This window comes from Pseudoalteromonas sp. HM-SA03, assembly GCF_002289345.1.
Lineage (GTDB): Bacteria > Pseudomonadota > Gammaproteobacteria > Enterobacterales > Alteromonadaceae > Pseudoalteromonas.
This window is the reverse complement of the sequence record NZ_NSDG01000082.1, coordinates 94,785-120,367: the sequence shown is the minus strand read 5'-3', so window position 1 is coordinate 120,367 and position 25,583 is coordinate 94,785. Positions and strand designations below refer to the sequence as shown.

The 25,583-nt window shown below is 44.5% G+C and carries 21 protein-coding genes and 1 tRNA gene; 6 read left to right on the top strand and 16 right to left on the bottom strand.

Annotated features, from left to right (window positions below; translation table 11 throughout):
- The 15 genes from CKO50_RS16650 to deoC form a co-directional block, all read right to left on the bottom strand.
- Positions 1–152 (bottom strand): GTP-binding protein (locus tag CKO50_RS16650; protein ID WP_255228785.1); only part of this gene is annotated, 152 nt, incomplete at its 3' end.
- Between the two features lie 57 nt (positions 153–209).
- On the bottom strand, positions 210–2,324 hold the full coding sequence (fusA, locus tag CKO50_RS16645; protein ID WP_095729060.1) for an elongation factor G: 2,115 nt from the start codon (positions 2,322–2,324) through the stop codon (positions 210–212).
- 27 nt (positions 2,325–2,351) lie between these two features.
- Complete coding sequence (rpsG, locus tag CKO50_RS16640; protein WP_010376219.1) at positions 2,352–2,822, bottom strand: 30S ribosomal protein S7; 471 nt, start codon at positions 2,820–2,822, stop codon at positions 2,352–2,354.
- Positions 2,823–2,923: 101 nt separating this feature from the next.
- Entirely contained in the window at positions 2,924–3,298 is a 375-nt protein-coding gene (gene rpsL, locus CKO50_RS16635; RefSeq protein ID WP_010367657.1) for a 30S ribosomal protein S12, read from the bottom strand.
- A gap of 350 nt (positions 3,299–3,648) precedes the next feature.
- A complete protein-coding gene (rpoC, locus tag CKO50_RS16630) occupies positions 3,649–7,830 on the bottom strand; it encodes a DNA-directed RNA polymerase subunit beta' (RefSeq protein WP_039494556.1) in 4,182 nt (1,393 codons plus the stop codon).
- 110 nt (positions 7,831–7,940) lie between these two features.
- Entirely contained in the window at positions 7,941–11,966 is a 4,026-nt protein-coding gene (gene rpoB / locus CKO50_RS16625; RefSeq protein WP_095729059.1) for a DNA-directed RNA polymerase subunit beta, read from the bottom strand.
- 349 nt (positions 11,967–12,315) lie between these two features.
- On the bottom strand, positions 12,316–12,678 hold the full coding sequence (rplL, locus tag CKO50_RS16620; RefSeq protein ID WP_070982798.1) for a 50S ribosomal protein L7/L12: 363 nt from the start codon (positions 12,676–12,678) through the stop codon (positions 12,316–12,318).
- Between the two features lie 71 nt (positions 12,679–12,749).
- Positions 12,750–13,244, bottom strand: a complete 495-nt coding sequence (gene rplJ / locus CKO50_RS16615; RefSeq protein WP_010376227.1) for a 50S ribosomal protein L10 — start codon at positions 13,242–13,244, stop codon at positions 12,750–12,752.
- A 337-nt stretch (positions 13,245–13,581) separates the two neighbouring features.
- Entirely contained in the window at positions 13,582–14,286 is a 705-nt protein-coding gene (gene rplA, locus CKO50_RS16610; protein ID WP_010376228.1) for a 50S ribosomal protein L1, read from the bottom strand.
- 6 nt (positions 14,287–14,292) lie between these two features.
- The gene (gene rplK / locus CKO50_RS16605; protein WP_010376229.1) at positions 14,293–14,721 is read right to left on the bottom strand and encodes a 50S ribosomal protein L11; all 429 of its coding nucleotides are present in this window, start codon (positions 14,719–14,721) and stop codon (positions 14,293–14,295) included.
- Positions 14,722–14,888: 167 nt separating this feature from the next.
- Positions 14,889–15,446 carry a transcription termination/antitermination protein NusG gene (gene nusG / locus CKO50_RS16600; RefSeq protein ID WP_010376230.1) on the bottom strand — a complete coding sequence of 186 codons (558 nt, stop codon included), beginning with the start codon at positions 15,444–15,446 and terminating at the stop codon, positions 14,889–14,891.
- Between the two features lie 4 nt (positions 15,447–15,450).
- A complete protein-coding gene (gene secE / locus CKO50_RS16595; protein ID WP_010376231.1) occupies positions 15,451–15,828 on the bottom strand; it encodes a preprotein translocase subunit SecE in 378 nt (125 codons plus the stop codon).
- Between the two features lie 133 nt (positions 15,829–15,961).
- Positions 15,962–16,038: transfer RNA gene (locus CKO50_RS16590), tRNA-Trp, on the bottom strand.
- A 96-nt stretch (positions 16,039–16,134) separates the two neighbouring features.
- Positions 16,135–16,635 (bottom strand): hypothetical protein, encoded by a 501-nt coding sequence (locus tag CKO50_RS16585; RefSeq protein ID WP_095729058.1) that lies wholly within the window; start codon positions 16,633–16,635, stop codon positions 16,135–16,137.
- The gene (deoC, locus tag CKO50_RS16580; protein ID WP_095729057.1) at positions 16,619–17,368 is read right to left on the bottom strand and encodes a deoxyribose-phosphate aldolase; all 750 of its coding nucleotides are present in this window, start codon (positions 17,366–17,368) and stop codon (positions 16,619–16,621) included. Before deoC ends, CKO50_RS16585 begins: the two co-directional genes overlap by 17 nt.
- A 348-nt stretch (positions 17,369–17,716) precedes the next feature.
- Here deoC and cysG point away from each other — a divergent pair, with 348 nt between their 5' ends.
- The 6 genes from cysG to cysQ are packed head-to-tail and all read left to right on the top strand — an operon-like array spanning position 17,717 to position 24,635.
- Positions 17,717–19,138: a siroheme synthase CysG gene (gene cysG / locus CKO50_RS16575; protein ID WP_095729056.1), complete on the top strand. Its 1,422-nt coding sequence runs from the start codon at positions 17,717–17,719 to the stop codon at positions 19,136–19,138.
- Between the two features lie 42 nt (positions 19,139–19,180).
- Positions 19,181–20,080: a sulfate adenylyltransferase subunit CysD gene (gene cysD / locus CKO50_RS16570; RefSeq protein ID WP_010376235.1), complete on the top strand. Its 900-nt coding sequence runs from the start codon at positions 19,181–19,183 to the stop codon at positions 20,078–20,080.
- Positions 20,080–21,495, top strand: a complete 1,416-nt coding sequence (gene cysN, locus CKO50_RS16565) for a sulfate adenylyltransferase subunit CysN (protein ID WP_095729055.1) — start codon at positions 20,080–20,082, stop codon at positions 21,493–21,495. The genes cysD and cysN overlap by 1 nt, the downstream gene beginning before the upstream one ends.
- Positions 21,496–21,528: 33 nt before the next feature.
- Positions 21,529–23,253: an SLC13 family permease gene (locus tag CKO50_RS16560; protein WP_176474690.1), complete on the top strand. Its 1,725-nt coding sequence runs from the start codon at positions 21,529–21,531 to the stop codon at positions 23,251–23,253.
- A gap of 11 nt (positions 23,254–23,264) precedes the next feature.
- Positions 23,265–23,861: an adenylyl-sulfate kinase gene (cysC, locus tag CKO50_RS16555; protein ID WP_095729053.1), complete on the top strand. Its 597-nt coding sequence runs from the start codon at positions 23,265–23,267 to the stop codon at positions 23,859–23,861.
- A gap of 3 nt (positions 23,862–23,864) precedes the next feature.
- Positions 23,865–24,635: a 3'(2'),5'-bisphosphate nucleotidase CysQ gene (gene cysQ, locus CKO50_RS16550; RefSeq protein ID WP_095729052.1), complete on the top strand. Its 771-nt coding sequence runs from the start codon at positions 23,865–23,867 to the stop codon at positions 24,633–24,635.
- Positions 24,636–24,683: 48 nt separating this feature from the next.
- On the opposite strand, the gene CKO50_RS16545 is transcribed toward cysQ, so the two are convergent.
- Positions 24,684–25,514: an arylamine N-acetyltransferase gene (locus tag CKO50_RS16545; protein ID WP_095729051.1), complete on the bottom strand. Its 831-nt coding sequence runs from the start codon at positions 25,512–25,514 to the stop codon at positions 24,684–24,686.
- Positions 25,515–25,583 lie beyond the last annotated feature (69 nt).

The window sequence follows — 25,583 nt, the reverse complement described above, 5'->3', positions numbered from 1 at the left end:
TCGATTGATGCGAAGTCTTTTGCTTCACCACCGTATACTTTTGCAAGTACGTTAGTGATTGCTGCAGTTAGTGTTGTTTTACCGTGGTCAACGTGGCCGATAGTACCTACGTTTACGTGCGGTTTTACGCGTTCAAACTTTTCTTTTGCCATTTTCAAATTTCCTATAAAGAAATTAAAGTCCAGCCCTAAGACCGGACCGAACTAAAATTACTTAACAGCGCGAGCTGCAATTATTGCATCAGCTACGTTTTTAGCCGCTTCAGCATACTTTAGGAATTCCATAGAGTATGATGCGCGCCCTTGTGTAGCAGAGCGTAAATCTGTTGCATAACCAAACATTTCAGAAAGCGGTACCTGAGCATTAATTTGCTTCGAGCCACCAAATGCTTCTTCCATGCCTTCAATTATGCCACGACGACGGTTTAAGTCGCCTACTACATCACCCATGTTTTCTTCAGGGGTGATTACTTCTACTTTCATGACAGGCTCAAGTAGAACCGGACTTGCTTCTAGCGCGCCCTTTCTAAAGCCCATCGAACCTGCGATCTTAAACGCCATCTCGTTTGAGTCAACATCGTGGAACGAGCCATCAAACAGGGTAGCTTTAACACCCAATAGCGGATAACCAGCAAGCACACCTTGCTTCATCTGCTCTTGAATACCTTTATCAACCGCTGGGATATACTCTTTTGGTACTGTACCTCCTACGATTTCGTTAACGAATTCGTATATTGGCGCATCATCATCAGAGACATCCATTGGTTCTAGCTTCAACCAAACGTGACCATATTGACCACGACCACCAGATTGACGCACAAACTTACCTTCAGCTTCAACAGAAGCTCGGATAGTTTCGCGGTATGCAACCTGAGGCTTACCAACGTTACACACAACGTTAAACTCACGCTTCATACGATCGACAATGATATCTAAGTGAAGTTCACCCATACCAGAGATAATCGTCTGACCTGATTCTTCATCCGTTTCTACACGAAATGAAGGATCTTCTGCTGCAAGTTTACCAAGCGCAACGCCCATTTTTTCTTGGTCAGCTACTGTTTTAGGTTCTACTGCGACTGAGATTACAGGCTCAGGGAACTCCATACGTTCTAACGTAATTGGCGCTTCTTGAGCACAAAGTGTATCACCAGTAGTTACATCTTTTAGACCGATAGCAGCCGCGATGTCACCCGCATGAACTTCTTTAATCTCTTCACGCGAATTTGAGTGCATTTGAACAATACGTCCAAAACGCTCTTTTTTACCTTTAACAGGATTTAGTACCGAATCACCCTGGCTAACTTTACCAGAGTAAACTCGGAAGAAAGTAAGTGTGCCAACGAATGGATCGGTTGCGATCTTAAATGCAAGCGCCGCAAACGGTGCATTATCGTCAGCTTCACGCGTATCTTCGGTTTCGTCTTCTAAGACACCTTGGATAGCTTTTACTTCAGTAGGCGAAGGCATGAATTCAATCACAGCGTCAAGCACAGCCTGAACACCTTTATTCTTGAATGCACTACCTGTCGTCATTGGCACAATTTCATTGGCCAATGTGCGTTGGCGAAGGGCTGATTTAATCTCTTCTTCGCTCAACTCACCATCTTCAAGATATTTTTCCATTAGCTCTTCAGAAGCTTCTGCAGCGCTCTCAATTAGATGAGAACGCCATTCTTCAGCAAGCTCAAGAAGATCTGCAGGGACCTCTTCATAGTTGAAAGTCATCCCCTGGTCTTCTTCATTCCAGTTAATCGCTTTCATCTTGATAAGGTCAATAACACCTTTAAATTCATCTTCAGCACCAATTGGTAGCTGAATAGGCACAGGTGTAGCACCGAGACGCTTTTTAACTTGTTCAACAACAGACAAGAAGTTTGCCCCCGTACGATCCATCTTATTGACGAAAATCATACGTGGTACTTCGTATTTGTTTGCCTGACGCCAAACGGTCTCAGTTTGCGGTTGCACACCTGATGAAGCACATAACACAACAACAGCACCATCAAGTACGCGCAATGAGCGCTCTACTTCGATAGTAAAATCTACGTGTCCTGGAGTATCGATGATGTTTACACGATGCTCATCAAACTGAGCATCCATTCCTTTCCAGAAACACGTTGTTGCAGCAGAAGTGATCGTGATACCACGCTCTTGCTCCTGCTCCATCCAGTCCATAGTTGCGGCGCCGTCGTGTACTTCACCAATCTTATGAGAAAGACCAGTATAGAAAAGTACACGTTCGGTTGTAGTTGTCTTACCCGCATCTACGTGAGCGCATATACCGATGTTACGGTAACGCTCAATCGGAGTTGTCCGTGCCATAATATCCTCTTAAAGGGTGTTAGCAGATTACCAACGGTAGTGAGCGAATGCTTTGTTCGCTTCAGCCATACGGTGAACGTCTTCACGTTTCTTAACCGCAGTGCCTTTGTTTTCAGCAGCGTCGATCATCTCTTGAGCAAGACGAAGACCCATTGATTTCTCGCCACGCTTACGTGCAGCTTCAACCAACCAACGCATACCTAGTGCGTTACGACGCACTGGACGTACTTCAACTGGTACTTGGTACGTTGAACCACCAACACGGCGAGATTTAACCTCTACCTGTGGGCGAACGTTATCAAGTGCAGATTCAAAGATTTCTAGGTGCGACTTGCCTGATTTTTCAGCAGCCACGTCTAGCGCACCATATACGATTTTTTCAGCAGTAGATTTCTTGCCGTCAAGCATTACTACGTTAACGAATTTAGCAAGAAGCTCTGATCCGAACTTCGGATCTGGAAGAATTTTACGTTGACCTATTACGCGTCTTCTAGGCATTTTCTTTCTCCGGTATCTTCAGGTCCGTGCTAAACACGGATTCCCAAAACAATATATAAAAATTTAAAACTTAAGTGCTTGGCCTTACTAACGGAGAACCATTAGCCCTTAGGACGTTTTGCACCGTACTTAGAACGAGCCTGTCTACGGTCGTTTACGCCTGCACAGTCAAGTGCACCACGAACAGTGTGGAAACGCACACCTGGTAAGTCTTTAACACGACCACCACGGATTAGGATTACACTGTGCTCTTGTAGGTTGTGACCTTCACCACCAATGTATGAAGTTACTTCGAAACCGTTAGTTAAACGTACACGCGCTACTTTACGTAATGCAGAGTTTGGTTTCTTAGGTGTTGTTGTATATACACGAGTACATACACCACGCTTTTGTGGACAAGCTTTAAGAGCAGCTGAGTTGCTCTTTGTAACCTTGCTACGACGTGGCTTACGCACTAGCTGGTTAATAGTTGCCATTAAATAGCTCCTGAATTAATAAATTACTACTGAAAAATAAAATCTTACCATTTAGGTCAAATCCAATTTTCTTGAACGACTAAAATGGGTGGCCGAATTTTAATGACCAAAGTTTAACCTGTCAACCAAAAGTCGTCATCAGCGCTAAGTAAATGCATGCAATTCGGATGGTTTTGTCTGCGAAGCTATTGAAAGTTAACAAAAGTTAGCGATTGCATTGAAAAACCTTTGTTGCAGTATACATATTGATGTGACGCTTTGATGGCAATTCGACCTGCGAGTTGAAAAGACATAAAAAAACCGCTGTATTCACACAGCGGTTTTTCAATTAATTCGCTAAATGGCGAGGATTACTCGTTGCCACCTAGTAAATCAGCGTTTAGTGCGTCTGTTAGCGCTTGAGTTGCCTCTTCAGCACTTACTGTTTGCTCTTCAACAGCTGCTTCACCTTGCTTACGACGGTTGATGCGCTCTTCATGGTACGCGAAACCTGTACCCGCAGGGATCAAACGACCCACGATTACGTTTTCTTTCAGACCACGTAGCTCATCGCTCTTACCGTTAACCGCAGCTTCGGTTAGAACACGTGTTGTTTCCTGGAACGATGCCGCAGAAATAAACGATTCAGTCGCAAGTGACGCTTTAGTAATACCCATTAGTTGGATTTCAAACTTAGCTGGGATCTTACCTTGCATTTCTAGTTCACGGTTAGCGATGTTTACACGTGCAACTTCAGCTTGCTCGCCTACTAGGAACTCACTGTCACCACCATCAAGGATGATACACTTACGAAGCATCTGACGAACGATAGTCTCAATGTGCTTATCGTTAATCTTTACGCCCTGTAGGCGGTATACTTCTTGTACTTCGTTAGTGATGTAGTTAGATACATCAGTAACACCACGTAGACGTAGGATGTCGTGCGGAGACTCTGGACCATCGGCGATTACTTCACCTTTAGCCACTTGCTCACCTTCGAACACGTTAAGCTGACGCCATTTCGGGATCATCTCTTCGTATGCATCACCCTCTTCCGGTGTGATCACAAGACGTTTCTTACCTTTAGTCTCTTTACCGAAGCTAACGGTACCTGTGATTTCTGCAAGGATTGCAGGATCTTTTGGCTTACGCGCTTCGAATAGGTCAGCAACTCGAGGTAGACCACCCGTGATGTCACGAGTCTTCGAACCTTCTTGTGGAATACGAGCCAGTACCGAACCAGGTAGTACTGTTGCACCATCTGTGATTTCAATCGTTGTGAATGAAGGTAGACGGATCTCTTGAAGACCACGTTCTTCGTTCTCAATGATTAGTTTTGGCTCTTTCGCGTTTACTTTCGCAAGATCCTTAACAACCACACGTGTTAGACCAGTTAATTCATCAGTCTGTGCTTCAGTGTTTGAATCATCGATATCGCTGAACGATACTTTTGACTCATGTTCAATGATGATTGGGTGACTATGCGGGTCCCAAGTAGCAACGATATCGTTACCTTTAACGTCAGCACCATCTTGTACAGTTAATACTGCACCGTAAGGAACTTTATAACGCTCTTTCTCACGACCGTGCTCATCGATTATCGTGATCTCAGTTGAACGAGACGTGATAACGATTTTGCCATCAGCATTGATTACAAACTTCGCATTGTGAAGTTTCAGATTACCATTGTTCTTAACTTGAACACTGTTCTCTGCAGAAGCTCGTGATGCCGCACCACCGATGTGGAATGTACGCATCGTAAGCTGTGTACCCGGCTCACCGATTGACTGTGCCGCGATTACACCAACTGCTTCACCAGGGTTGATGATGTGGCCACGTGCCAAGTCACGACCATAACAGTGTGCACACACACCAAAGTCGTTTTGACAGGTGATTACAGAACGTACTTTAACTTCGTCCACTGAGTGCTCTTCTAGAAGGTCACACAGTTTTTCGTCAATCATTACGTTACGTTCAACCAGTACTTCTGTTGTACCTGGCTTAACCACGTCTTCAGCAACAACACGACCTAGTACACGCTCACGAAGCGGCTCTACAACGTCACCACCTTCAATTAGCGGCTTCATTACTAGACCTTCTTCGGTACCACAGTCTGATTCATTGATAACCAAATCCTGTGCTACGTCTACTAGACGACGAGTTAGGTAACCCGAGTTCGCTGTCTTAAGTGCCGTATCCGCTAGACCCTTACGCGCACCGTGCGTCGAGATAAAGTACTGTAGTACGTTTAGACCTTCACGGAAGTTCGCTGTAATTGGCGTTTCGATGATTGAACCATCTGGACGTGCCATTAGACCACGCATACCCGCTAGCTGACGGATCTGAGCAGCACTACCACGAGCGCCAGAGTCTGCCATCATAAACACTGAGTTAAATGACGGTTGCTCTTCTTCGTTGCCTTCAGCGTTGATGACCGTTTCTTTTGAAAGGTTAGCCATCATCTCACGAGAAAGGTTTTCGTTTACACGTGACCAGATATCGATAACTTTGTTGTATTTCTCACCGGCAGTTACAAGACCTGATTGGAACTGTTGGTTGATTTCTGCAACTTCAGCTTCCGCACGATCGATGATCTCACCTTTAGTTGGTGGGATTACCATGTCATTGATACCGATAGAAACACCTGACTTCATCGCGTAGTGGAAACCGGTATACATCACTTGGTCAGCAAAGATAACAGTATCTTTAAGACCTAGACGACGGTAACACTCGTTAAGAAGACCAGAAATTTGTTTCTTACCTAGTGGTTTGTTGATCAGTTCAAACGGCAAGCCTTCAGGGATATTCAATGAAAGGATTGCACGACCTACTGTCGTATCTACTAGGTGAGTTAACGTGCCGCGCTCACGTGTTTCTTCGTCGATAGTCACTTCTGTGATACGTACTTTAACACGAGCGTGAAGCTCAGCTGCACCTACACGGTATGCTTTTTCAGCTTCTTTAGCATCTTTAAATACAGTGCCTTCACCTTTACCGTTGATGCGATCGCGAGTCATGTAGTAAAGACCTAGTACAACGTCCTGTGAAGGAACGATGATTGGTTCACCGTTAGCTGGCGCTAGGATGTTGTTGGTAGACATCATCAATGCACGCGCTTCCAACTGCGCTTCAAGCGTCAGTGGTACGTGAACAGCCATTTGGTCACCATCGAAGTCAGCGTTATACGCCGCACACACTAGCGGGTGCAGGTGAATCGCTTTACCTTCAATAAGTACAGGTTCGAATGCTTGGATACCTAGACGGTGAAGTGTTGGCGCACGGTTAAGTAAAACCGGGTGCTCACGGATAACTTCGTCTAGTACGTCCCAAACTTCAGGTACTTCACGCTCAACCATCTTCTTCGCAGCTTTGATGGTTGTCGCCATACCACGGCGCTCTAGTTTACCGTAGATAAATGGCTTGAATAGCTCAAGTGCCATCTTCTTAGGTAGACCACACTGATGTAGTTTCAGCGTAGGACCAACGGTGATAACAGAACGGCCTGAGTAGTCAACACGCTTACCTAGAAGGTTTTGACGGAAACGACCTTGCTTACCTTTGATCATGTCAGCAAGCGACTTCAGTGGACGCTTGTTAGAACCCGTAATTGCACGGCCACGACGACCATTATCAAGTAGCGCATCAACCGCTTCTTGAAGCATACGCTTTTCGTTACGTACGATGATGTCTGGTGCAGCTAGGTCTAGAAGACGCTTCAAACGGTTGTTACGGTTGATCACACGACGGTAAAGATCGTTCAGATCTGAAGTCGCAAAACGACCGCCATCTAGTGGTACTAGAGGACGTAGATCTGGTGGAAGAACCGGTAGCACGCTCATTACCATCCACTCAGGGTTGTTACCTGATTGGTGGAACGCTTCCATTAGTTTAAGACGCTTAGTGATTTTCTTACGCTTAGTTTCAGAGTTGATTGTTGGCAACTCTTCACGCATTTCAGCGATTAACTGACCAAGGTCTAGGTCACGAAGTAGATCAAGTACAGCTTCTGCACCCATCTTCGCTTCAAACTCATCACCGTGCTCTTCAAGTGCATCTAGGTATTCTTCTTCACCTAGTAGTTGACCGCGCTCAAGCGTAGTCATACCTGGCTCAGTTACCACGAATGATTCGAAATAAAGTACGCGCTCGATATCACGAAGCGTCATATCTAGCATTAGGCCGATACGTGACGGAAGTGATTTCAAGAACCAAATATGCGCAACTGGGCTAGCCAGCTCGATGTGACCCATACGGTCACGACGTACTTTTGTTAGCGTTACTTCAACGCCACACTTTTCACAGATAACACCACGGTGCTTCAAGCGCTTGTATTTACCACACAAACACTCGTAATCTTTTACTGGGCCGAAGATACGGGCACAGAATAAGCCATCACGCTCAGGCTTGAAAGTACGGTAGTTGATTGTCTCAGGTTTCTTTACTTCACCGTAAGACCATGAACGCACCATGTCTGGCGAAGCTAGACCAATGCGAATTGCATCGAATTCTTCGGTCTTATTTTGTTGCTTCAGAAACTTAAGTAAGTCTTTCACCTTAGCTCTCCTGTCGGAGGTTAATCTTGAGGGCNAAGCCATGCTTGCCCCTACATTCTTTTCAGTCCGGTTGCAGTTATGCAACGCCGCAGCGCACTGCGGCGGTCGGATTAAATTTCTTCCAACTCGATGTTGATACCTAGCGAGCGGATTTCTTTCAACAGTACGTTGAACGACTCAGGCATACCCGGTTCCATCTTGTGGTTACCGTCTACGATGTTCTTATACATCTTAGTACGACCGTTAACGTCATCCGACTTCACTGTCAACATTTCTTGTAGCGTGTAGGCAGCACCGTATGCTTCTAGTGCCCATACTTCCATCTCACCGAAACGCTGACCACCGAACTGTGCCTTACCACCCAGCGGCTGCTGAGTAACTAGGCTGTAAGAACCTGTTGAACGCGCGTGCATCTTGTCATCAACAAGGTGGTTCAGTTTCAGCATGTACATGTAGCCTACTGTTACTTGACGCTCAAATGCATCACCAGTACGACCATCATATAACGTTACCTGACCACTTCTTGGATAACCACCAAGCTCTAGCATGTCTTTGATTTCAGCTTCACGTGCACCATCAAATGCTGGTGTTGCGATTGGAAGACCACCTTTAAGGTTATCTGCCAAGCGACGGATTTCATCATCAGAGAAGTTAGCAATATCTACTTTCTGACGGCAGTCACCGATTTCGTAAGCTTTCTTGATGAATTCGCGTAGCTCGTGAATTTCACGTTGCTCTTTCATCATTTCTTCAAGACGTTCACCGATACCACGAGCAGCTAGACCCATGTGAGTTTCTAGGATCTGACCGATGTTCATACGAGATGGTACACCCAGCGGGTTAAGTACGATATCTACAGTACGACCTTTATCATCGTAAGGCATGTCTTCAACAGGAACGATAGTTGATATTACACCCTTGTTACCGTGACGACCCGCCATCTTATCACCAGGTTGGATACGACGTTTAACAGCTAGGTATACTTTAACAATCTTAAGTACGCCAGGCGCTAGGTCATCACCTTGAGTGATCTTACGACGCTTGTTCTCGAAACGCTTATCGTAGTCAGCTTTAAGCTCGTCATACTGTGCAGCTAGTTGCTCAAGCTCTGCTTGATGCTCTTCATCAGCAAGACTTTGCGTTAGTAACTTCTCAGTGTTAAAGCCAGCAAGCTGCTCTTCACTCATACCTGATTTAATCAGTAGGTTACGAGCGTGAGTCAGGATACCGCCTTCAAGGATTCTGAACTCTTCGTTGAAGTCTTTCTTCGCTTCGCGAAGCTGCATATCTTCAACTTCTAGTGCACGTTTGTCTTTTTCAACACCGTCACGCGTAAACACTTGTACGTCGATAACCGTACCAGATACAGAGTTTGGTACACGTAGTGAGCTGTCTTTAACGTCAGACGCTTTTTCACCGAAGATAGCACGTAGTAGCTTTTCTTCAGGTGTTAGCTGCGTTTCACCTTTAGGCGTTACTTTACCTACAAGGATGTCGCCGCCTTTCACTTCAGCACCGATATATACAACGCCTGATTCGTCAAGCTTACCTAGTGCAGACTCACCTACGTTTGGAATATCCGCAGTGATTTCTTCTGGACCAAGCTTAGTATCACGAGCAATACACTGAAGCTCTTGAATGTGGATAGTCGTTAGACGATCTTCTTTTACAACATTCTCTGAAAGTAGGATTGAATCCTCGAAGTTGTAACCATTCCAAGGCATGAACGCTACACGTAGGTTCTGACCAAGTGCTAAATCACCTAGGTCTGTTGAGGGACCATCAGCAAGCACGTCACCACGTACCACCGGCTCACCAACCATACAAGTTGGTTTCTGGTTGATACAAGTGTTTTGGTTTGAACGTGTGTACTTAGTTAAGTTATAGATGTCGATGCCCGCTTCACCTTGGATGCGCTCATCTTCATTAACGTTAACAACAATACGGCTTGCATCAGCATACTTAACGATACCGCCACGCTTAGCAACGATTGTTACACCAGAGTCTTTCGCTAGTGTACGCTCAATACCAGTACCAACTAGCGGCTTATCAGCACGTAGTGTAGGTACAGCTTGACGTTGCATGTTCGATCCCATCAATGCGCGGTTCGCGTCATCGTGTTCTAGGAATGGGATAAGCGCTGCAGCCACAGAGATTACCTGCTGTGGAGATACGTCCATATACTGAATGCTGTCGCTTGGCATAAAGGTTGATTCACCTTTAAAACGACATGGAATCAATTCTTCAGCAAATTGGTTATCATCAGTTAGCGTTGTATTCGCCTGTGCGATAACGAACTGACCTTCTTCAATTGCTGATAGGTAATCAACATCGTCAGTAACGATACCGTCTACTACTTTGCGGTATGGAGTCTCTAAGAAACCATAGTCGTTTGTACGCGCGTAAGTAGATAGCGAGTTGATTAGACCGATGTTTGGACCTTCAGGCGTTTCGATAGGACAAACACGACCGTAGTGCGTTACGTGTACGTCACGTACTTCGAAGCCAGCACGCTCACGAGTTAGACCACCCGGACCTAATGCAGAAATACGACGCTTGTGCGTTACTTCTGAAAGCGGGTTGTTCTGGTCCATAAACTGTGAAAGCTGTGAAGAACCAAAGAATTCTTTTACTGCTGCAGAGATTGGCTTAGCGTTGATCAAATCCTGTGGCATAACGTTATCTAGGTCACCAAGACTTAGACGCTCACGTACTGCACGCTCAACACGTACAAGACCTACACGGAATTGGTTTTCAGCCATTTCACCTACAGAACGGATACGACGGTTACCTAAGTGGTCAATGTCATCAACATCGCCTTTACCGTTACGGATGTCGATCAATACCTTCATCACGCTCACGATATCTTCTTTAGATAGCGTGCCGTCACCTTCGTCTGAATCATAACCAACACGGCTATTGAACTTCATACGACCAACGGTTGAAAGGTCGTAGCGCTCTTCAGAGAAGAATAGGTTATCAAATAACGCTTCTGCAGCTTCTTTTGTTGGTGGCTCACCAGGGCGCATCATGCGATAGATTTCTACCAATGCTTCTAGGCGATTGTTAGTAGAATCAACACGTAATGTCTCTGACATGTACGCACCGCTGTCTACTTCGTTGATGTAAAGCGTATCGATCTTTGAGTGACCCGCCTTCACCAATTCAGCCATAAGCTCTAGTGATAGTTCAGTGTTCGCTTCTGCAATCACTTCGCCTGTTGATTCGTCGATATAGTTTTTAGCAACAACGCGACCGATGATGTACTCATGCGGTACTTCAAGAGTGTCGATGCCTTGCTTTTCGATGCTCTTAATGTGGCGTGCAGTAATACGACGGCCTTTCTCAACCAATACGTCACCGTTTGCATCTTTAATATCAAATGCAGCGGTTTCACCACGTAGGCGTGAAGGCACAAGTTCCATCAACACTTTGCCATCTTTTACTTCGAAACTTGTGGTTTCAAAGAATAGTGCCAAGATTTCGTCTGAAGTGAACTCTAGTGCACGTAAGATGATAGATGCTGGTAGTTTACGGCGACGGTCAATACGAACGTAAAGGTTATCTTTAACGTCGAATTCAAAATCAAGCCATGAACCACGGTAAGGGATCACACGTGCGTTATACAACACTTTACCAGATGAGTGTGATTTACCACGGTCGTTATCAAAGAATACACCAGGTGAACGGTGTAGCTGAGAAACGATAACACGCTCAGTACCATTGATTACAAAAGTACCGGTGTCTGTCATGAGCGGGATTTCGCCCATGTAAACTTCTTGCTCTTTTATGTCTTTGACTGTGCCAGGTGCATCTTTGTCCATTAGCACAAGACGTAGTTTAACGCGAAGTGGAGCAGAATATGTCACACCGCGAATTTGACATTCTTTAACGTCAAATACTGGCTCGCCAATACGATAACTGACGTATTGAAGTTCAGAGTTGCCCGAGTAGCTCTTGATAGGGAATACAGAACGGAAAGCAGCTTCCAATCCAGTATCGCCATCGGCATCAGGCGCAATGAACTTATCGAACGATTCCAACTGCATTTGCAGTAGGAAAGGTATGTCCAAAACCTGTGGACGTTTACCAAAATCCTTACGGATACGTTTCTTTTCAGAATAAGAGTAAGCCATGGGGTTCCTCAGCTTGCTGATCTTTGACCCAACCTGTCCAAAATTGAACAGACTTCACTGGCATCTAAGCCATGATAACAACATCTAAATTGTCACACTAACTTGCTTAACTAACGGTTTAAATGAGCTCCATTCAGGCTATATTCAAATCGTTAATGTCATCAACTCAGTGTTACTTCAAATGCCATTGCGATTTTCAACAAAACTTCTAAGTTATTGAAAATTACAGTGAAATTCGAAGATTTATGCACGATAGAAATGCATATCTCTATAGCGCAAAAGGGCCGGTGATTAAATAATCACCAGCCCTTGCCTGATTTCTCAGGCAGCGAACCTAGCGGGAGCTAGATTACTTGATCTCAACTTCAGCACCAGCTTCTTCAAGATCTTTCTTAAGCGCTTCAGCTTCTTCCTTAGATACACCTTCTTTGATAGGTGCAGGAGCAGACTCAACTAGCGCTTTAGCTTCTTTAAGGCCTAGACCTGTTGCGCCACGTACCGCTTTGATTGCAGCAACTTTGTTACCGCCAGCAGCAGCTAGGATTACGTCGAACTCAGTTTTTTCTTCAGCAGCTTCAGCAGGACCAGCAGCAACAACAGCAGCAGCTGCAGTTACACCGAACTTCTCTTCCATAGCTTCAACTAGTTCAACAACTTCCATTACTGACATTTCAGCAATAGCGTCAAGGATTTGGTCTTTAGTTACAGACATTTCAAATTTCCTAATTATTTACGAACCCATGCGGTTCAAAAAATTTATTAAAGAAAGGAGCGTTGCTTAAATTAAGCAGCTTGCTCAGCTTTCTGTACACGTACCGCTTCAATTGTTTTACACAATTTGCCAGCAGACGCTTCTTTCATAGCGCTCATTAAGCGTGCAACAGCTTCGTCGTAAGTAGGTAGCTTAGCAAGCATATCTACATCAACGATTTTGCCTTCGAATGCAGCAGTTTTAAGCTCAAATGCTTCGTTCTTTTTCGCGAAATCTGCAAAGATACGCGCAGCAGCACCAGGGTGCTCTGAAGAGAAAGCGATTAGGCTTGGACCAACTAGTGATTCATTAAGGCATTCGTAATCAGTGCCTTCAACCGCACGTCTAGCTAGGGTGTTACGAACAACTTTCATCCATACACCAGCTTCACGAGCTTCTTTACGAAGAGCAGTGATTGCACCTACTGTTACACCACGAGAATCAGCAACAACTGCTGAAAGAGCACCTTTGGCAGCTTCGTTGACTTCAGCAACAATTGCTTTTTTGTCTTGAAGATTTAAAGCCATGGGTGTTACTCCTGGTTTATAGAAAAACAAACATGTTTTTCAGTTCTACTCTACCCTGCTAACAAATTTAGCAGAGATGCTTTTTACGGCGAGAGCCAGAAGATTAGGAAAATCTAGCTGGGATTCACACCGTCTACGTAGGACGATTAAGGCCGAAGCCACCTACGGTCTTGGACGGAAGCGCAATTTATCGATTCATTGTAGACCATGATGGAAACAATTTTCGAAATTATGCGCTTCAACCCGAATTCTTTGCTTTGTAAAGAAGCACACTTCTCTACAAAATGGCGCAAAATTATAGTCTAATTTTTACGCCATGTAAACGCTAAACTCTAAATTATACTACTTGAGTATTTAGAGTAGCTTGGTCTAAAGCAACACCAGCACCCATCGTAGTAGAGATGCTTACTTTCTTCACAAAAGTACCTTTTGCAGTAGAAGGCTTAGCCTTCTTAAGCGCGATGATTAGCGCTTCAAGGTTTTCTTGAAGTTGGTTAGCATCAAAGTCTACTTTACCGATAGTAGTGTGGATGATACCGTTCTTATCGTTACGGTAACGAACCTGACCAGCTTTAGCGTTCTTAACAGCTTCTGCAACGTTAGGCGTTACAGTACCTGTCTTAGGGTTAGGCATAAGACCACGTGGACCTAGGATTTGACCTAGTTGACCAACAACGCGCATTGCATCTGGAGAAGCAACAACAACGTCAAAGTTCATTTCGCCTTTCTTAACTTGCTCTGCAAGGTCTTCCATACCTACTAAATCAGCACCAGCTTCTTTAGCAGCTTCAGCATTTGCACCTTGAGTGAATACCGCTACGCGTACATCACGACCAGTACCGTGAGGTAGTACAGTTGCACCACGTACGTTTTGGTCAGATTTACGAGCATCGATACCTAGGTTTACAGCAACGTCAACACTTTCAACGAACTTAGCAGTAGCAAGTTCTTTTAGAAGAGCAACAGCTTCGTTGATTTCGTACTCTTTAGTCGCATCCACTTTCTCGCGGATAGTACGCATACGCTTAGTTAATTTAGCCATTCTCAATTACTCCTCTACGTTCAAGCCCATTGCACGTGCAGAACCTGCAATCGTGCGTACAGCTGCGTCCATATCAGCAGCAGTAAGATCTGGACGTTTCGTCTCAACGATCTCTTCAAGTTGAGCACGAGTAACTGTACCAACTTTTTCAGTGTTAGGACGACCAGAACCAGACTTGATACCAGCAGCCTTCTTAAGAAGGTATGCCGCAGGTGGAGTCTTCATTTCAAAAGTGAAAGAACGGTCACTGTAAACAGAAATAACAACAGGAACAGGTGCGCCTTTTTCGATAGACTCTGTACGTGCGTTGAACGCTTTACAGAATTCCATGATGTTTACACCGTGTTGACCTAGTGCAGGACCTACTGGAGGACTAGGGTTAGCCATACCAGCAGCAACTTGTAGCTTGATTAGAGCTTCAACTTTCTTAGCCATGATAATACCTCAATTGTGGGTCTTTGCCTCGTGCGCGCGAGGACGCGTACTCAAACGGCTTCCCAGTTAAAAAATTCAGTCTTTTTGCCGCATATTTTTGCGTACAACAAAAAGGCCGCTGATTATAGATTAATCAGCGGCCTTTGACAACTTTTTCAAGTTAGAATTTATTTGTCTTTCTCAACCTGACCAAATTCTAGGTCTACAGGCGTTGAACGACCGAAAATAAGTACCGATACTTTCAGGCGACTCTTTTCGTAATCCACTTCTTCAACCACACCGTTGAAATCAGCAAATGGACCATCTGTAACACGAACCACTTCACCCGGCTCAAATAAAGTAGCAGGTTTCGGTGCTTCAGCATTTTCTTGCAGACGGTTAAGAATACGATCCGCTTCTTTTTGACTGATTGGTGCAGGACGGTCTGACGTACCACCAACAAAGCCCATTACACGCGGTGTACTATTCACCAAGTGCCAAGAGGCATCATCCATCACCATTTGAACTAATACGTAGCCAGGGAAGAATTTACGCTCAGATTTACGTTTCTGACCTGCACGCATTTCAACCACTTCTTCAGTCGGCACAAGGATCTCACCGAATAGGTCTTCTAACCCTTCGATTTTAATATGCTCGATAATGGTTTGTGCTACGCGTTTTTCAAAACCTGAAAACGCTTGGATCACGTACCAACGTAATTTCTTTTCTTTGTTCTCATCCGACATGGGATCAGATCTCCAATCCAGTTAAAAAGCCTACTGCACGGAAAAGTATACCATCTAATCCCCATAGGATTAATGCCATAATCACCGTTGCAATGATCACGATGAAAGTAGTGTGAGTCGCTTCCTGACGCGTTGGCCAGATAACCTTACGTACTTCAATACGTGATTCTTTAGCAAAAGCGATAAAGGTACGGCCTTTTTCAGTCGTTACCAAAATGCCCAAAGCCGCAGCGATAGCTGCAACTACGCCAACAGCGCGTACTAAAACAGATAAATCGGCATATAGATAATTACCAACTACGGCACCAGTTAGAAGTGCAATAGCAGCTAGCCACTTTACCGTGTCCATCGAGCTTGACGAGTTTTCAACATTAGTGCTCATAATCAATTTTACCTTAAATACAGACACAACAACCCTGCATAGAACAGGGTAAATCCATTCAATCCAAATTTACAAATAAGCGACTTAAGTGGTTTTGGGTCACGTTATTTTAAATGTGGACTTGTTGCTGAATTGGCAGGGGCGGCAGGACTCGAACCCGCAACCATCGGTTTTGGAGACCGCTGTTCTACCAATTGGAACTACGCCCCTGCAAAGTGGATGCCCATTATACTGACGAAGCAAACGAAAACAAGTGTAAAAGATATGCAAAGTAACATTTAATCTAAACTTAGTTTTGCGACGTCTTCAGAAAAGACGCAATAAATCTCCGTGATAAAAATCACAAAGCACCCAAACTTGCTCAAATGGATGACAATCAGGGATCTCCCAAGTGGCTTTTAAGCGCTTAAAATCGTCAAGATGATAAATGGGGCTGGCATTTCGAATTAACAACCAAACACGTTGTGAATCATAATGTTTTTTGGCTTTTTGATTGAGCAGCCGCTGTAAGCCGATACTCAGTTGATCGGAGTCAGCGGCTTGACTCATTGCTGCCAGCTCTCTTTGCGTGGAGAGAGACAGCTGACGCCCAAGCACAGCCATCGCTTCTTTCTCACTGGCATAAAAATGGGATATTTCTATATCAAGCTGTATTTTTCCTTGATAACAACTGACGTCTGGTTTATTGGGCTCATTGTGCCAAATATGGCGCATATGCACTGCAAACTGCTTTTCATAACTGCGTAAAAACAGTTTAGCCGCGTCATGCTCAAGTTTTATTTTTTCTGCTTCACTCGCTCTGTCCATTCACAACCACTGCTACATCACTCAATAAGCTTGAAGCACCGAATCTAAAATTCTTGGCATTGAGCCACTCGGCCCCCATAATTTCTTCAGCCAATCGTAAATATCGCTGCGCTTCAACCACTGACTTTACTCCACCGGCCGCTTTAAATCCAACCGATTTACCGCTGCTTTTGATTGTCTTAAGGATAACTTCAGCCGCTTCAGGTGTAGCATTGACAGCAACCTTTCCTGTACTTGTTTTAACAAAGTCCGCGCCCGCCATTATGGCAAGCTGCGCGGCTTCCGCAATGAGCTTTGGCTTAGCCAATACGCCACTTTCGATGATGACCTTGAGCTTTGCTTTACCTTGACAAGCAAGCTTGCTTGAATGCACATATTGCCAAGGTGTATCTGGGTCACCCGCCATCAGCTGCTGATAAGGAAGCACAAGATCAATTTCGTCGGCACCATCTGCGATTGCTGAATGAGTTTGTGCAACGACCTGCTGGAGCTTTTGTTTTCCAGATGGGAAGTTGGTCACCGTTGCCACTTTTATCTGCGGCCACTCACGCTTTTCCAACTCTTCTTTTACTAACGTCACAAACTGCGGATACACACAAATAGCCGCTGGTAGTCCAATATCAGGGTTAATGCTATTCAATAACGCGAGAATACTTGCCGGCGTATCGTCCTCTTTCAAAGAGGTCAAATCCATTAAACTCAGCGACAACCGAGCATCAGATTGTAAAGTCATTACCGTGTTCCTTTTCACTCTATGTAATAAGCCTAGTTAAATGCATACAGCAGGACCAACAATAGGACAAATGTCCGCATACAATTACCTCTCGGACGCTGTTTCTTCTATTGTTCATAAAATGAATATCTCATAACCAAACACTATAATCATAAAATCACGGTAAAATACTGGCTAACTATATGAAATAAAAAGAAAGTGAGATTTAACCGCTTTCTTTATAACTTTTAGCTATATAGAGTCGGTTTAAATTATTTTTTCCCACATTTGCAACTCTATATGCTGCGCTCTATTACCGATATCAATTAATATTGATATCAACCGTCGTGATGTTCAGCAGAGGTTATCGTGCAATACTTGCCAATTTTTACCAGACTAGAAAATAAACCTGTATTAATTGTAGGTGGTGGTGAGGTTGCGCTGAGAAAGTGTCGCGCCTTTCTAAAAGTCAATGCAGCAGTCACTTTGGTTTCACCTGAGTTTTGCCCTGAGCTTTTATCACTAGCAGCAGACTCAAGCGTTGTACTTCGGCATAAGCCGTTTGACGCATCAGACCTAGACAAGGCCATGTTAGTCGTTGCGGCAACGAATATTGAAATAGTAAATGCAGAGGTGGCAAAGCTTGCTGAAGCTCGTAACCTTTTCGTCAACGTCGTCGACGACCAACCAAAGTGTAATTTTATTTTTCCTTCAATCGTGGATAGAAACCCTATAACGATTGCCATATCCAGTGCAGGAACTGCGCCCGTCCTTGCAAGACGATTACGAGAGAAGTTAGAAACCCTTATTCCACAGCATATTGGTCCGCTGGCAACGCTTGTTGGTCAATTCAGACATAAAGTGAAAGCACGTTTTAAACACTTTGCTGACCGCCGTCAGTTTTGGGAATCCGTCTTTGATTCAAATGTGGTAAGTGAAGTACAAGCTGGTAACAATGAAAATGCGCAAATTCAACTTGAAGCCATGCTAGAAAGCACTCCCTCCCCTGAAGGCGAGGTTTATGTCGTCGGTGCGGGTCCTGGCGACCCTGAGCTACTGACACTTAAGGCATTACAACTAATGCAACAAGCCGATGTGGTAGTGTATGATTATCTGGTATCTGACGAAATCATGGATCTTGTACGTCGTGACGCTGATTTAATCTGCGTGGGTAAAAAAGCCGGTAATCATAGTGTTAAACAAGAACACACCAATGAGATTTTGGTTGATTTAGCCAAACAAGGTAAAAAGGTTTGTAGGATAAAAGGCGGCGACCCATTTATTTACGGTCGCGGTGGCGAAGAAGTACAAGTATTAGCAGAAAATAACGTGAAATATCAAATTGTTCCTGGCATTACTGCTGCTGCAGGGTGTAGCGCGTACGCTGGTATTCCATTAACTCATAGAGACTATGCTCAAGCTATTCAATTTGTGACTGGGCATTGCAAGCAAGATGGACAAGAACTCGACTGGGAAGGCTTGGCTAAGGCGAATCAAACGCTTGCTGTATACATGGGAGTGATAAAATCGCCGCATATTCAGGCACAATTACTCGCTCACGGTCGCTCGCCGAATACACCTGTAGCCATTGTTGAGAATGGCACGCGCAAATCTCAGCGTGTCGTAAGAACACAATTAGGTCAACTTGCAGAGACTATTACTGCGCATGATATTCAGTCGCCAGCACTATTGATTATTGGTGAAGTAGCAGCATTACATGAGCAATTAGCTTGGTTTAATAAAAACAATCAAATCAGTAGCTTTGCTCAACCCATTACGCAAGTCGCGTAATTAAAGTACAAGATAGTTAAATTTATAAGTAGGACATTAATCATGGCTTTAACCCATCTCCAGCAACTCGAAGCTGAGAGCATAAAGATCATCCGAGAGGTTGCCGCAGAGTTTGAAAACCCGGTAATGCTGTATTCGATTGGTAAAGACTCGTCGGTACTGCTTCACCTTGCTCGTAAGGCTTTCTACCCTGCGAAGATCCCTTTTCCTCTACTCCATGTTGATACCAATTGGAAGTTTAGAGAAATGATCGAATTTCGCGATAGATTAGCAAAAGAGTATGGATTTGAACTGCTTGTGCACAAAAATCCAGAAGGACTTGAGATGAACATCAGTCCATTTGTTCATGGTTCATCTAAGCATACCGATATCATGAAAACGCAAGGCCTGAAACAAGCGCTAGATCAATATGGCTTTGATGCGGCCTTTGGTGGTGCGCGCCGTGATGAAGAAAAGTCTCGCGCAAAAGAACGAGTCTATTCATTTAGAGATAAACACCACCGCTGGGATCCTAAAAACCAACGTCCGGAGTTATGGAATACGTATAACGGTCAAGTGAACCCTGGTGAAAGCATTCGAGTTTTCCCATTATCAAACTGGACAGAGCTCGATATTTGGCAATATATCTACCAAGAAGGTATTGAGATAGTGCCACTTTACCTCTCGAAGCCAAGACCGGTTGTTGAGCGTAACGGGACGTTAATTATGGTCGATGACGACCGCATGCCACTTGCCGAAGGTGAAGTGCCAGAAATGAAATCAGTACGCTTCAGAACGCTTGGCTGTTACCCACTAACGGGAGCAGTTGAATCAGAGGCCGATACGCTCACTGGAATTATCGAAGAAATGTTGTTATCTACGTCATCAGAACGTGAAGGACGAGTGATTGATCATGATTCATCAGGATCAATGGAGAAGAAAAAGCGCGAGGGGTATTTCTAATGTCAACAGCAAATGAAGTGAAAGAATTAGGCATTGAAACCTACTTAGCGCGTCAGCAAGACAAGAGCTTGTTGCGCATGATGACCTGCGGTAGCGTAGATGATGGTAAATCAACGCTGATCGGCCGTTTGCTACACGATAGCCATCAAATCTATGAAGATCAATTAGCTGCGCTACACAAAGACAATGAAAAAGTCGGCAATGCGGGTGAAGATCTAGATTTAGCGTTACTTGTTGATGGCTTACAGGCAGAGCGTGAGCAAGGGATTACCATTGATGTGGCTTACCGCTATTTCTCAACTGCGAAGCGTAAATTTATTATTGCCGATACACCAGGACACGAGCAATACACACGTAATATGGTTACAGGTGCTTCGACCAGCGATTTGGCGATTATCCTTGTCGATGCCCGTTATGGTGTACAAGTTCAGACTAAACGCCATAGCTTTATCTGTGATTCACTGGGTATCAGACAGTTCGTTGTCGCGATAAACAAGATGGATATTGTTGACTTTGATGAGGCCGTATTTGAGCGCATAAAGGCCGACTACTTGAAGTTTGCTGAGCAACTGAATGTACGAGATATTCGCTTTGTGCCAATGTCAGCACTTAAAGGCGACAATGTTGTAAACCGCTCAGAAAACACGCCTTATTATCAAGACAAACCATTGCTGGAACTGCTGGAAGATTCTCCAGCAGCAGAGCCTAATCATGGTTTTGAAGCGCGCTTCCCAGTGCAATATGTAGTACGTCCTAACCTAGATTTTCGTGGTTTCCAAGGCACATTAACTTCTGGTAGTTTAAGCGTTGGCCAAGCGGTTAAAGTATTGCCATCAGGTAAGACTTCAACCATTAAAGAACTCGTGACTTTTGATGGCAATCTAACCCAAGTGGAAACCGGACAAGCATTCACTATCACCCTAGCAGATGAAGTCGATGTGAGTCGTGGCGATGTGATTGTGCCTGCAGAGTCGACTGCTCAGGTGACGAATCAGATCACTGCTAAGCTGGTATGGATGCACGAAACACCACTACAATTGGGTAAAAGTTATAACCTTAAATTGGGTAGCAAGAAAACCGCGGCAATCGTGAAAAATATCGAGCACACTATCGATGTGAATACACTTGAGCACGGTCAAGCCGATTCATTGTCATTGAATGAAATTGCTATCGTGACCATCGAGCTGACAGAAAATGTCGTTGCGGATGAGTATTTAAATAATCGTGAAACTGGCTCGTTTATCTTAATTGATCGCCTATCAAACCTAACCATAGGTGCGGGTATGGTGGAAACGGTTGAAGCAGCAACAGCAACGTCCTCAAGTCAGTTTAGTGAATTTGAGATTGAGTTTAATGCATTAGTTCGCAAGCACTTCCCTCATTGGCAAGCGCTTGATATTTCGAAGCTAAAATAATGCAATTTAGCCTGTTAGTCGAGGTATGACGTCATTATGGAACAAGTCATTTTAACAGGCATTATGCTAGCGTTAGTCGTGTGTCTTTTTGCCACACGCATTAACGCTGCATGGCTATTCACAGGCGCAATCGCCACCAGTTATTTGACTGGCCTCATCGATCTTGAATCAATGTTGGTGAATTATGCGAATCCGTCTTTAATCACGCTTGTGCTACTTATCTTGGTTTCTATTGCGATTGAAAAAACAACCTTAGTCAAAAAACTCGCCCACTCAATGGCACAAGGTAGTCTCGCAAAAGCGGTAATTAAACTGGGTTTATCTACTGCCTTTTTGTCTTCTTTTACCAATAACACAGCGGTGGTTGCTTCGCTGATCACTACCGTTAAAGAGAGCAAAACACACGCGCCTTCTAAGCTACTATTACCGCTTTCTTATACCGCTATTTTAGGTGGTACGTTAACGCTGATAGGTACTTCTACCAATCTTATTGTTAATGGCTTTGCCGTAGAGGCTGGGATGGCGCCGCTGGGCTTTTTTGACTTTACCTTAGTTGGTCTCGCCGTCCTGAGTGTTGGTTTATTGACCATCACGATTATGCTCAAATATTTGCCCGACAACGGCAAAAATAATGATGAGGTCGTGCCGTTCTATTTAGAAGGAAAAGTTGAGCCAAGCTCTAAGCTAGTTGGTCGCACGGTTGAAGAAAACGGCCTGCGCGACCTCAAAGACTTATTTCTTGCTGAAATCATTCGCGGTGAACGACGGATCTGCGCCGTTACGCCACAACAAGAAATTCTTGCTGGTGATGTTCTGCTATTTGTGGGCGACATCAACTCAGTGCCACTGTTACAGCGTTTCGATGGATTAAAGATAGTCCATGATAAACACGAGAAAGACGTTGAGCACTTGGTGGAAGTGGTCGTCAGTCAGTCTTCGCGCTTTCTTGGAAAAACCATTAGAGAGATCCGCTTTAGGGAGCAGTTCCATGCCGCTATTATTGCGATACGCCGTGGTCATGATCGCCTACAAGGTGGAATTGGTCAGGTCGAATTACAAGCGGGTGACTCTTTAATACTAGCCCCAAGCAGCGATTTTTATGCACTCCCCAATCTCAAACGCGAATTTGTGTATATTTCTGGCCTAGATTTACAAACACATCTATCTCGCAATAAGTCCAACACGGTACTTGCGAGTTTTGCGACAGTGGTTGGCCTTAGCATCTTTGGGGTTGTACCGCTGGTAAAAGGGTTAATTGTGTTACTCGCCGCACTTGTCGTGCTCGGTACAATCAAAGTCCCAGAGATGAAACGTCGCTTTCCTATTGAGCTTGTCGCTATTGTTGGCAGTGCGATAGGGCTGGCTAAGTTAATGATTGAAACCGGACTGGCAGCAGAGATTTCCTCGAGCTTATTGTGGTTGTTAGGGGATTTTGGTCCTTACGGCGCATTTATCGCCATTTTTGTGATGACTGTGATATTTACCGAACTCATCACTAACAATGCCGCGGCAGCACTTTCATTCCCTGTAGCTTATGCACTGGCAAGTGGCTTTGATGTAAATCCACTGCCATTTGTAATGGCAGTAGCCTTTGGCGCATCCGCAAGCTTTATCTCACCTTTTGGCTATCAAACTAACCTCATGGTGTATAGCGCAGGCAACTATCGAATTCGTGATTACGTCACCATGGGACTGCCCTTGTCATTGATTTATTCAGCGACGGTACTGACTGTTATTCCATCTGTCTTTCCATTTTAATAGAGCAAAGTATGGACGAAAATATTGTTTGGCATAACTATGCCGTAGATAAAACAAAACGTAGTGAATTAAAAGGTCATAAGCCTTGCGTGCTTTGGTTTACAGGCTTTTCAGGCTCAGGTAAAAGCACCGTGGCCAATGCACTTGAGCATGCATTGCAAGGAAAAGGCATACATACCTATCTCCTTGATGGAGATAATGTCAGGCATGGGTTATGTAAAGACCTAGGGTTCAGCGATGAGGACCGCGTCGAAAACATTCGTCGAGTGGGTGAACTCAGCAAACTTATGGTCGATGCGGGGCTAATGGTACTCACCGCTTTTATCTCTCCTTTTCAAGCTGAACGAGACATGGTGCGTAACTTAGTCGCAAGCGGCGAGTTTATTGAAGTATACCTAGATACGCCGCTTGCAGTTTGCGAGCAACGAGACCCTAAAGGTTTGTATAAAAAAGCGCGCGCAGGAGAAATAAAACATTTTACTGGCATAGATTCGGCGTATGAGCCCCCAATTAGCCCAGAAATATGTTTAAATACTTCCGAGCAGTCGCTGGAAGAATCTGTCCAGCAGCTAATACACTATCTACTGTCAAAAAATTTAATAGGGTAAGTCATGAATCATACGGATCTGCTGGAAGAAGTATTAAATCTGAGTATTCGCGCTGGTGAAGCGATTATGGAGATTTATGCCAAGGACTTTAATGTTGAATATAAAGAAGATGAAAGTCCCGTCACTGAGGCAGATCTCGCTGCACATAAAATTATTGTTGCAGGCCTTAAAACCCTCACTCCCGAAATGCCGATATTAAGCGAAGAAAGCGCAGGAATAGATTGGCAAGAGCGCCAACAATGGCAAGAGTATTGGCTGGTTGACCCCATTGATGGCACCAAAGAATTCATCAAGAAAAATGGTGAATTTACGGTAAATATTGCACTTATCAATAACGGTGACCCCATTCTTGGTGTTGTTCATGCTCCAGCACTTAATGAAAGCTACCTTGCAGAAAAAAGTATTGGCGCGTTCAAGCAAACGGGTGAAGCTCGCATAGAGCTCAAAGTCACCACCAAGCCCAATCAGGGTTTAATTAAGGTGGTTGGCTCGCGCTCACACCCTTCACCAGATTTAGCTGAGTACCTTACCCGCTTCGAGCAAGTCGACATGGTACCTAAAGGCAGTTCACTTAAGTTATGCTTAGTGGCAGAAAGTAAAGCCGATGTTTACCCTCGCCTTGGCCCAACTTCAGAGTGGGATACCGGGGCCGGACACGCAGTGGCGAGTATCGCTGGGGCAAAGGTCAGCCAAGTGAATGGCGAGCCTCTGCGCTACAATCAAAAAGCCGAGTACCTTAACCCCTATTTTGTGGTTTCTAGGTTGGAAGACTAAGCTAGAAGGTGGTAATACCGTAAACTAATTCACATAAAACCAGTCGAATTAACGCTCGACTGGTTTATTTGCGGCACGAGTGAGGACTGTATCGTATACGCTTTTTAAAACTGCTTTTGGCGTTTCAAGCAAAAATGTCTCTTTTACCAACTGCTCCAGCTGAGCAAAGCTCTCAACTGTAGTTTCGGTAACACTGCCATCACATTCATGCCACTCAAAATAACTCTGATTACGCAGTAAATAACGATGACAATCAGTAATTCGAGAAACCACTAAGTTGTTCACAAACGCCGCTTCAGGATGTTGATGGGAATAAAAGTGTGCCACTTCACAATCGGATTCGAACACTTCAGCAAGGTCGACATGATATAGGGTGAGCGGTGCTTCTCCCTCCTCTAACAAAGTCACTTTGACTGTGTCTGCTGTTTTTTGTACCTGATAAGTCTGACGCCCTTGGATAGTTAAGGCTTGATTGATATTAATCGGTACACGAGGAGACTTCACTCCAAACCCCACATCAACCAAATACTGCTCACCATCCAAATTAAGCAATGTCATCCGGTGAGAACGAGGATTAGAGAGGCTACCATTTAGCATTACTCTCGCAAGAACCGGCCTTACCGTAAAACCAAGCTGTTGCAGCGCTAAAAATGCCACCTTGTTATGCTCAAAGCAATAGCCACCTTGTTTGTTGGTCACTAAACGGCTAAATAGTGGTGATGGGTCAAGTAACAGACGCTCACCATACATGGCATTAATACTTGAGAAGGCGTAGCGAGAAAGGTGTTTTTGTTGTAACTCGGTGACCAGCTCAACCCCAGCAAAGTGCTGTAACGATAAGCTGCTAAGATATTGATTGATATTCGCTTCTAATTCCATGACTGACTCCTAAAGTTGATGGAGACAGGTTAAAACCTCAACCCATGTTAAGGTCAATAGGTATTTTTA